Consider the following 9,658-nt stretch of genomic DNA (forward strand, 5'->3'; position numbering starts at 1 on the left):
GGGGTACTTCCCGTTTTAGCAGAGAGAAGATTATGACCTATCAAGTCCAGGAAATTCTTGAACGTGCCTTCCCGGTTATGCCGGTGCTGGCCGTTAGCCGTGTTGAAGATGCTGTGCCACTGGCCCGTGCCCTGAAAGCGGGCGGACTGACGGTACTGGAAGTCACCTTGCGCACCAGTGCGGCGATCGACGTGATTGCCGAAATGAAAAAAGTAGACGGCATTATTGTGGGTGCTGGCACCGTCACGCGGGTTGATCAGTTGAAGCAACTGGAAGCCATTGGTGCCGATTTTGCGATTAGCCCCGGGGCGACCCCCCGGCTGCTCGAAGCCGGTCAGCAAACTTCAATGCCGTTTTTGCCCGCCATCGCCAGTGTGTCGGAAATGATGCAGGGGCTGGAAATGGGTTATGAACATTTCAAATTCTTCCCGGCAGCCGCATCGGGTGGCGTGTCCGCACTCAAGGCGTTTGCCGGCCCTTTCCCGGATGTTCAGTTTTGCCCGACCGGAGGCATTTCCGTCAACGATTTTACTCAGTACCTGGCGCTGCCCAATGTGGTCTGTGTCGGTGGCTCCTGGATAGTACCTGCCGATGCCCTGAATCAGGGCGACTGGGACCGCATTGAGCAGCTTGCTCGTGAAGCCTGTGAGCTGGCGAAGCAGTCGTAGCCTCCTTCGGTTTAAAGAGTGATGAGCGCTGTACCCGTTCGGCATGAAGGTTGCGGAATGGGTCGTTGTACTGCCCCATCCTGGAGTGTCAGTGTATGACCGAAGCCACTAGCGAACTGGGCGCCAATGAGCGCCTTGATCAGTATTTCGATGAAGTTTACGCGACCATTCTGAGTCGGCAGGATGCCAATACCGGTCTGTTTCCGGCCAGTACGGACGTAAACGGGCACGGTGATTACACCGATGCCTGGGTGCGGGATAACGTCTATTCGGTGCAGGCAGTCTGGGGCTTATGGCTCGGGTATCGCCGTTCCAACCATAACCCGGGGCGAACCGAATACCTGGGCGACTGCGTAACCCGGCTGATGCGGGGCCTGCTGAACTCGATGCTGCGTCAGTCGCACAAGGTGGAGCGCTTCAAGTACACCCAGAACCCGATGGATGCACTGCACGCCAAATACGGTACCCAGAGTGGTGACGTAGTGGTCGATGACGACAAATGGGGTCACCTGCAACTGGATGCCACCTCGATTTTTCTATTGATGTTGGCCCAGATGACACGCTCCGGTTTGCGGCTGATACACACGGTCGACGAAGTGAATTTCGTTCAGAACCTGGTCTGGTACATTGGCCGAGGCTATCGCACACCGGATTACGGCATCTGGGAGCGCGGCAACAAAATCAACAATGGCCATGTTGAAATCAACGCATCTTCGGTAGGTATGGTAAAGGCCGCCCTGCAGGCAATGCGTGGTTTGAACCTGTTGCATGACGCCCACAGCTATCGGGGCGTGATTCATGTGGTACCGGACGAGATTGCCCGTTGCCGAACCACCCTGGAAAACCTGTTACCGCGAGAATCCTTGTCCAAGGAAGTCGATGCCGCCTGTTTGTCGGTTATCGGCTACCCGGCTTTTGCCGTAGAAAAAAAGAGCCTGGTGAACACCACCCGTGAGCACATCCTGGACAAGCTGGCCGGCCGCTACGGCTGCAAGCGTTTTTTGCTCGATGGCCACCAGACCGTTCTTGAAGATCACAACCGGTTGCACTACGAACCGGAAGAATTGCGCAATTTCGAAAACATAGAATCAGAGTGGCCGCTGTTTTTTGCCTTTCTGTATCTGGACGCGCTGTTCGCCGGAGACATGAAATGCAGCGACGATTACCGCCAAAAGCTGGATGAACTGCGCGTCGAAAAAGACGGTCTATTGCTGTTGCCGGAACTGTATTACGTCGACCAGGATCACATTGATGCAGAACGCGCCGACCCCGGTAGCCAGCCACGCGTTGCCAATGCCAATGTCCCCCTGGTGTGGACTCAATCGCTCTATGTACTCGGGTGCCTGGTGCATGAAGGCCTGGTCACAACGGATGAACTCGATCCGGTGGCGGCGCACCAACGCATCGGTCGCAAACAGCGGTCGCCGGTTTTGGTTGGGTTGTTGGCGGAAAACGATTCGGTGAAAGATCGACTGGCCGCGCGCGGCCTTTGGTCGGAGACCGTCGATCAGTTGGACCCGGTACGGGTATTACCACCGCTGGAACTGGCGCGGGTATTTAACGTGGTCGGTCAGAACCGGACGCTGGGGTTAACCGGTCGCCCGCAACGCCGGCCGCGATCACTGGCCACCGCACAACTCTACCAATTGGGCGGTGAAAGCTGTGTGTTTCTGCCCCAGTTTCAGAATCGGGATACCTTTTATCTGGCGTCTGATAACCGCTTGTTATGCGAGAAAGTGCAGGCTGAGTTGAAGTACATCAGCCGGCACTGGAACCAGGATAAACAACCATTGATGATGCTGTACCTGACCGAAACCATGACCTCGGCGATGGATGCCGATGCCGTCTTCGATCTGGTGGCGGAACTGACCGGTGGTACCTGCAACGGCGTGACCGTGCGTACCGGCCCCCTTCTTAAACTGCTGGATGACGTCGGTACAGAACGCATCGATGATCTGAACGATTATTACGTACCCGATGCACTGAGCCTGGTTAGACTACGCCGCAAAAACTGGCTACCCAACGCAGACCATTGCCAGCCGTCGCAGCCTACTGCCCTGTCACTGCTGGAACCGGCAGAAAGTCTTGAGCAGCAACGTTACCGCTTGCAGCAAAGCACTAATCTGCGCGAACAGATGGACATCGTGACCGACTGGGCACAGGTGCACGGGCTTGATTTCGAGCCGGGTCTCGGCCCGAGAGTAACCGTCAAAGTATTGCTGGAAGAGGTGTACCGCAAAGCCGGTTGTCGCCATGAATGGAGCGTACTGCGCAAGGCTGCTGGTGTGCTCGGCAAATACTGGGGTGGCCTGGAAGACTCGGTGGCGGAAATCCTGGCGCGTCAGCGAATTATCAATGTAGGCCGGGCCTATTCGGATCAGGGGCTGATTCGCATGCCGCTCAGTAATCGCGACACCCTGGCGCTGATTCGTCAGAACTGCGGCGCTGATGTACGCGAGGCTATTCTGAACCAGGAAATACTGGTGATTCTATCGGTCATTATGCGCGGCGAGCCTGAGTTGTTCGACGGCATGATGACCATTCGACCCGGCCATCTGGCTCAGTTGATGATGGGCCGCTTTGCCCTGGAAGCGGCGCTGGAACCCGATCAGGCCTTTGAACGCCTGGCGGCGATGAGCCCGTTCGATATTCAGACCCGGATACGGGATATTCTGGAAAGCTACACCGAGGAGGTGGGGCGGCTGTTTTCCACCGAAGCTCTGCATTTGCGCAGTGTACCCGGTGTGCTGCACCGTGCCGATACATCCTTGGCTGGTCTATCGGCAGCTGCGCTTGATAGCGAAGTGACGGACTGGCATACCTGGCGCGAAGAGCAGGGGGTGATGCCACGCTTTGCTGAATCTTTCCATCAGCGGCTCTGGTCGGTTTTGCAGCAATGCCCGGGCATTGTGTTGGGCGACCGGTTTGATCCCCACAGTCGGCTGCAAAGTGATCTGGTGACCAGTCATATGACCGGAGGCGAACCTCAGTTTGCACAGTTGGTGGAGCGTCTGCTGAGCCATATTGAGAGTCCGGCTTACCGCCAGATGTCGGTTGAGGCATTGGCAGCCCTGATCGCTTTTGCCGAGGCGAACCCGGCGTTGGAACTGAACGATTTTGTGATTCTGGACGTGGTGATCTCACACGCGGTACGACTGAGTTGGCAGCAAGACCATGCCGGTCAGGCTGAAGCCTATAATCAGTTTCGGGGCGAAGCCTGGCAGGGGTTTTACCGGACGCCGCCTGAGTCGGTCCGCTACTGGCTGCTGGAATCGCTGACCTATCTGGTTGAGCATGCGCCGGAAATGGCCTGACAGGGTAAGTCCATAGCCGTTCCATTCCGTGCCGGAATTCCTCCTGATGTAAAATCCTTCCGGTACGGGGCAGTCTGAAAGCGAAAACCGGGTTCAGGGTCGCTACACTGGGTAGATCGGTGGCCGGGCCGGGAAGTTCATGCGACGCGAACAGTCATCAGAGTTAGCGCATGAGGCACTCGCTCCCGGTCAGGTTTGCACGGCACTTTGACTGAGGTTTCTATGGCGAATTCGGAGCTGGTCTGCAAGCTTGCTCACTTGCGAAATATATCCTCCACCTTTCAGGACTACCGCGGCGCCACCACGGCAGTCGATGTGGCCAATATAGAGCGTATTCTCGCCGCCATGGGTTACGACCTCGACGATGATGCCGGGCTGGGGCGGCGGGCAACACACCTCGACCAGCATCCATGGCAGCACCGTCTGGAGCCGGTGGTCGTTATTAACCCATTGCGTGGACACAGCCTCAACCTGTATCTGACCGGGGCAGAGCGCGACCGGACCGGATACTGGCGTGTCGATTTCGAACACAATCTGCCCGCCCAGGAAGGGCGCTTTGAGCCAACTGATCTGGTGCAAACCGGTGACTACTGGATTGGCGATACGCTCTATCTGCGCCTGGAATTACCCCTGCCGGACGACCTGCCTACGGGCTACCATCGCATCAGTTTGTCGCTGGCTGGCAAAGCCGACGAGACCGCGCTGATCGTCACCCCGGCCACCAGCTTCCAGCCGGACACCATGGCCCGCGGTGACCGTATATGGGGCACCGCCATTCAGTTGTATACCCTGCGTTCAGCCAACAACTGGGGCATGGGTGATTTTGGCGATCTGGCCGAGTTGGTGGATACCCTGGCCGACCAGGGCGCCGACGTTATCGGCTTGAATCCGATCCATTCGCTGTATCCGATCAGCCCGGAACACGCCAGCCCCTACAGCCCGTCGAATCGCAGTTACGTTAACCCCCTGTACGTTGTGATTGAGCAGGTGCTTGAATACCCGAGGGCCACTGAACTGCAAAAGACGATGTCCGGCGCGGATAAACAAGCCGAACTGGCGCGCCTGCGTGACCAGGCTCAGGTCGATTACACCGGTGTCAGTGCGCTTAAATACCGGGCCCTGTCAGACCTGTATCAGGTGTTCAGGCGCGACCATTTGGGGCAGGGCACCGAACGGGATCTTGCGTTCAGGGCGTTTGTCGAGCAGCAAGGCGAGCCGTTGCGTGAACATGCCACCTTTGAGGCCCTGCTGGCTCATTTTCGCAAACAGGATCCCATGGCCTGGGGTTGGCCATGCTGGCCGCAAGACTATCAGAATCATCACAGTCAGGCGGTGCAGGCGTTTGCCGACGAACATGACGACGACATTAGCTACTACCAATATCTGCAATTTGTGGCCGACGAGCAGCTCCAGGCGGTTGATCGCCAGGCGAAAGGTCGCGGCATGCGCATTGGTTTGTACCGGGATCTCGCCGTGGGTGCAGACCGCGGCGGGGCCGAAGTCTGGGGCAACCGTGAAAGCTTCTGCCTGAATGCTGCTGTTGGTGCGCCGCCGGATGCCCTGGGCCCCAATGGTCAGAACTGGGGTTTGCCGCCCTTTGACCCGATCAAATTGAAGGCCGAAGGCTACCATTCCTTTATCACCCTGTTGCGCAACAACATGCGCGCCTGCGGTGCCCTGCGCATCGACCACGCCATGTCGCTGTTGCGGCTCTGGTGGTGCCCGCCGGGCGAATCGGCGGCCTATGGCGCCTACGTCTATTACGATCTGTACGACCTGCTCGGCATTCTGAACCTCGAATCGCAGCGCAATCAGTGCATGGTTATCGCCGAGGACCTGGGCACCGTGCCGGATGAAGTCATCGAAACCTTCCCGCGCGCCCAGCTTTATTCCAACAAGGTGTTTTATTTCGAAATGTCCGATGGTGTGTGCACCGCGCCGGAAGACTACGCCGAACGGGCACTCGCCATTGTCTGTAACCACGACATGCCGACGGTGTACGCCTTCTGGGCTATGTCTGATCTGGACCTGCGCCAGCAACTGGGCATGTTTGCCAGCGAGGCAGACTTCCAGGGTGAGCGTAAAGCCCGTTCCCATGCCAAACAGGCCATTCTTGATGCTCTGGTGCACTACCAACGCCTGCCAGAAGGCGTCTCCTCCGACGCAGAGCAGGTGCCGGAGATGACATTGCCACTGTGCCTGGCCATTCACGAACACCTGGCCACCTGCCGGTCACAAATTGTAGCGGTTCAGTTGGAAGACCTGATGCTGATCAATGCACCGGTCAACATCCCAGGAACCAGCGATGAATACCCTAACTGGCGCAGAAAACTGACTAAACCGCTGGCCGAATTGTTCGCTGACCCGGCAATTGAGACGTTTTGTCAGCGGCTGAACCAAGTACGGGGTGGTGGTTAACGCCCATTCCAGAGCGGTTTGTAAGTAAAATACAGCGTTAGTGCCGGATTCGTACTTGCATTTGGTAGTATTATTACGTCTATAATGGGGACATTCGTCGGATGAGTCGGATTTGCCTGTAAGAAAACTACAAAGGCGCTCGAAGCATCCATTTTGCCCCGGCACTGGGTTCGTATAACGACAAAAATGAGTGGAAGCTGATGGCTAGCATAAAATTTGACAACGTTGTGAAGAGCTACGGCGACGTAGACATCATCAAGGGTCTCGATCTGGAGATCCGCGACAAAGAATTCATGGTTCTGGTTGGTCCGTCTGGCTGTGGTAAATCGACCACGCTGCGCATGATCGCCGGTCTGGAAGAAATTACTGACGGCAGTTTGTATATCGGCGACCGGGTGGTTAACAACGTACACCCCAAAGACCGCGACGTTGCCATGGTATTCCAGAGTTACGCCCTGTACCCGCACATGTCGGTTTATGAAAACATTGCTTTTGGTCTGCGCCTGCGCAAGTTGCCCAAAGACGAGATTGATCGTTTGGTCAGCGAAGCCGCCGACACACTCGGGCTGACGCCACTGCTGGATCGTAAGCCCAAGGCTCTGTCGGGTGGTCAGCGTCAGCGGGTTGCACTGGGTCGTGCCATTGTGCGCAAGCCTTCTGTCTTCCTGTTTGACGAGCCATTGTCGAACCTCGATGCCGAGCTTCGGGTACACATGCGCGCTGAAATTGCCAACCTGCAAAAGCGTCTGGCCATTACCTCGGTTTATGTAACCCACGATCAGGTTGAAGCCATGACCATGGGTGATCGTATCGCCGTTTTGCACGATGGTAACCTGCGCCAGGTAGGTACCCCGCTGGACCTGTACGACAGCCCGCAAAACGTCTTTGTGGCGCAGTTTATCGGTACGCCCAACATGAACATCCTGAAAATGACGGTGTCTGACGACGGTACTCAACTGGTGCATCCAGACATCACCTACAATACGCCGGACGCCTGGAAAGCGGCTATCAATGACCGTAAAGGCAAGATGGTTTACGTGGGTTTCCGTCCCGAGCATATTCGTGCCGCGGGCGAACACGACTGGACCAACGTTGCCGAGATTAAAGCCAAAGCACAAATCGTCGAAACCCTGGGTCACGAAGTGGTCGTGCATTCCAAACTGACCAATGATGACAAGTCCATCGTTGCTAAAATGGATGTGCACAAGACACCGAAGGTTGGCGATGATCTGGTGCTGTATGTGAACGCCGATAAACTGCACATTTTTGACGGTGAAACTACCAACCGTCTTTGAACGGTTAATCTCCAGAACAGCATCGCGTAGTAGACTATAAATAATAGCCTATAAGCAGTTCCCTATAAAAAGCCGGCTTTTAAGCCGGTTTTTTTGTTTCAGTTTCAGGAAACAGCCATGAAAATTCAGATTCACTCGCCGACTCACTACATTACCGATTTGCGCTATCCCTGGTCGAAGCACCTGACTCAGTGGCCGCCGGAGCTATTCGTAGAGGTAGCACGTGGTATCCATCGTAACGTTGTCCGGTTCATCAGCAATAAAGGCCGGGTTTATGCACTCAAGGAGTTAATGACACCCATCGCCCGCAACGAGTACAACTTACTGCGTGAAATGGAAGAGATGGGATTGCCCGTGGTCGAGCCAGTTGGTCTGGTGACGAACCGGGATGAAGGCGTCTCACAGGCACGGTCGAGCTTCGATCTGGTGGGCGACAGCATGGATATGGCTGGCCGGGCTCTGCTGGTAACGCATTATCTGGAAGGGGCGTTGCCCTACCGCATCATTATTCAACAGGGCATCACCGAGCAGCAGTTGGGGCAGATGCTGGATGCACTGGTTGAATTGTTGGCCCGGCTTCACCTCAGTGGCATCTATTGGGGTGACTGTTCAATGTCCAACACCTTGTTTCGGCGCGATGCAGGCTTAATGGCGGCTTACCTGGTCGACGCTGAAACCAGTGAGATTTACCCGACCCTGAGCGATGGCCAGCGCGCCTACGATCTGGAACTGGCGGAACTGAACCTGGCGGGTGATCTAATGGACCTGGAAGCCGCCGAGCAATTGCCAAAGGGGTCCGATCCGGTTGAGCTGGCTAATTCCGTTGTCGACCGATACCACAAGCTCTGGCAGGAACTGACCCACGACGAGATTTTCGAACCCGAAGACCAGTTCAAGATTGAGCAACGGGTTCGACGCCTGAATGATTTGGGGTTTGACGTCGAGGAGATGGAAATTACCACGCTCGATGACGGCCAACGTGTGCGTATGGTACCGCGCGTGGTTGAGCACTGGCATCACCGGCGTCGCCTGAACAGTTTGACTGGTTTGCAAGTTCAGGAGAATCAGGCGCGGCGTATGTTGAATGATCTCAGTCGTTACAAGGCGTTTTTGGCCGAGCACGAAGGGCGCGATGTGCCGGAAGCCGTCGCGGCCTATCGCTGGCTTTCAGAGGTTTTCAACCCAACTCTGCAAAGCATTCCCGGCGATCTGAAAGGCAGTCTGGATGACGCTGAAGTCTTTCATGAAATTCTTGAACATCGCTGGTATCTGAGCCAGGCCGCGGGGCGAGATGTTGGCCAGGCGGTTGCAACGGACGATTACATAAATACCGTGCTGAAACGTCGAAAAGCCGGCGATTTCAAAGCCGGTGATGATCCTTTTGTGAAAACTATCCAACGATAGCCAACAGTGCGTAACAGGCCTACTGGGAATCTGCAATACGATGCTGACGGACGGCTGACATCGGATAAAGACATCCTGGGCAGCGGCTGGGAGCTTGATCAGAACCAAATCGATACTGGATATGAGGTGGTTCTGACCAGCTCAGAACCCATGAGAATGGTGTCAGGGTGGGCCAGTATGATGCACAGGATCGGCTGTTCCAATATAAAGACAGCGAATATCGGTATACGGCTAACGGTGAGCTGACGGAAAAGTTGAACACCGACACGAGCGAAACCACCCAGTACAGCTACGATGCGCTCTCGAACCTACGACAAGTAACGCTGCCGGATGGCACCGAACTGGAGTACATAATCGATGGCCAAAACCGACGGGTTGGTAAACTCCGTAACGGAACCTTAGAACAAGGGTTCCTGTACCAGGGTCAGTTGAATCCGGTGGCGAAGTTGGATGGAAATAACAACATCGTCGCCCGGTTCGTGTACGACGATACAGTCAACGTTCCGAGTTACATGATCAAGGGCGGCACGAATTACTGCATAGTCAGCGACCACCTCGG

The 9,658-nt window shown here is 55.9% G+C and carries 6 protein-coding genes; all 6 read left to right on the top strand.

All coding sequences use genetic code 11. The features are described 5' to 3' along the window. Nucleotides 1-32 precede the first annotated feature (32 nt). Nucleotides 33-668 (top strand): bifunctional 4-hydroxy-2-oxoglutarate aldolase/2-dehydro-3-deoxy-phosphogluconate aldolase, encoded by a 636-nt coding sequence (locus WEB54_RS00645; protein WP_368052716.1) that lies wholly within the window; start codon nt 33-35, stop codon nt 666-668. 95 nt (nt 669-763) lie between these two features. Next, nucleotides 764-3,982, top strand: a complete 3,219-nt coding sequence (locus tag WEB54_RS00650; protein ID WP_368052717.1) for a glycoside hydrolase family 15 protein — start codon at nt 764-766, stop codon at nt 3,980-3,982. Nucleotides 3,983-4,204: 222 nt separating this feature from the next. After that, on the top strand, nt 4,205-6,400 hold the full coding sequence (malQ, locus tag WEB54_RS00655) for a 4-alpha-glucanotransferase (protein WP_368052718.1): 2,196 nt from the start codon (nt 4,205-4,207) through the stop codon (nt 6,398-6,400). A gap of 200 nt (nt 6,401-6,600) precedes the next feature. After that, on the top strand, nt 6,601-7,695 hold the full coding sequence (locus WEB54_RS00660; RefSeq protein WP_368052719.1) for an ABC transporter ATP-binding protein: 1,095 nt from the start codon (nt 6,601-6,603) through the stop codon (nt 7,693-7,695). Between the two features lie 117 nt (nt 7,696-7,812). Then, on the top strand, nt 7,813-9,099 hold the full coding sequence (locus tag WEB54_RS00665; protein ID WP_368052720.1) for a DUF4032 domain-containing protein: 1,287 nt from the start codon (nt 7,813-7,815) through the stop codon (nt 9,097-9,099). Between the two features lie 167 nt (nt 9,100-9,266). After that, a partial coding sequence (locus WEB54_RS00670; RefSeq protein ID WP_368052721.1) for a hypothetical protein occupies nt 9,267-9,658 on the top strand: 392 nt, incomplete at its 3' end.

Source organism: Saccharospirillum sp., assembly GCF_040881935.1.
Classification (GTDB): domain Bacteria; phylum Pseudomonadota; class Gammaproteobacteria; order Pseudomonadales; family Natronospirillaceae; genus Saccharospirillum.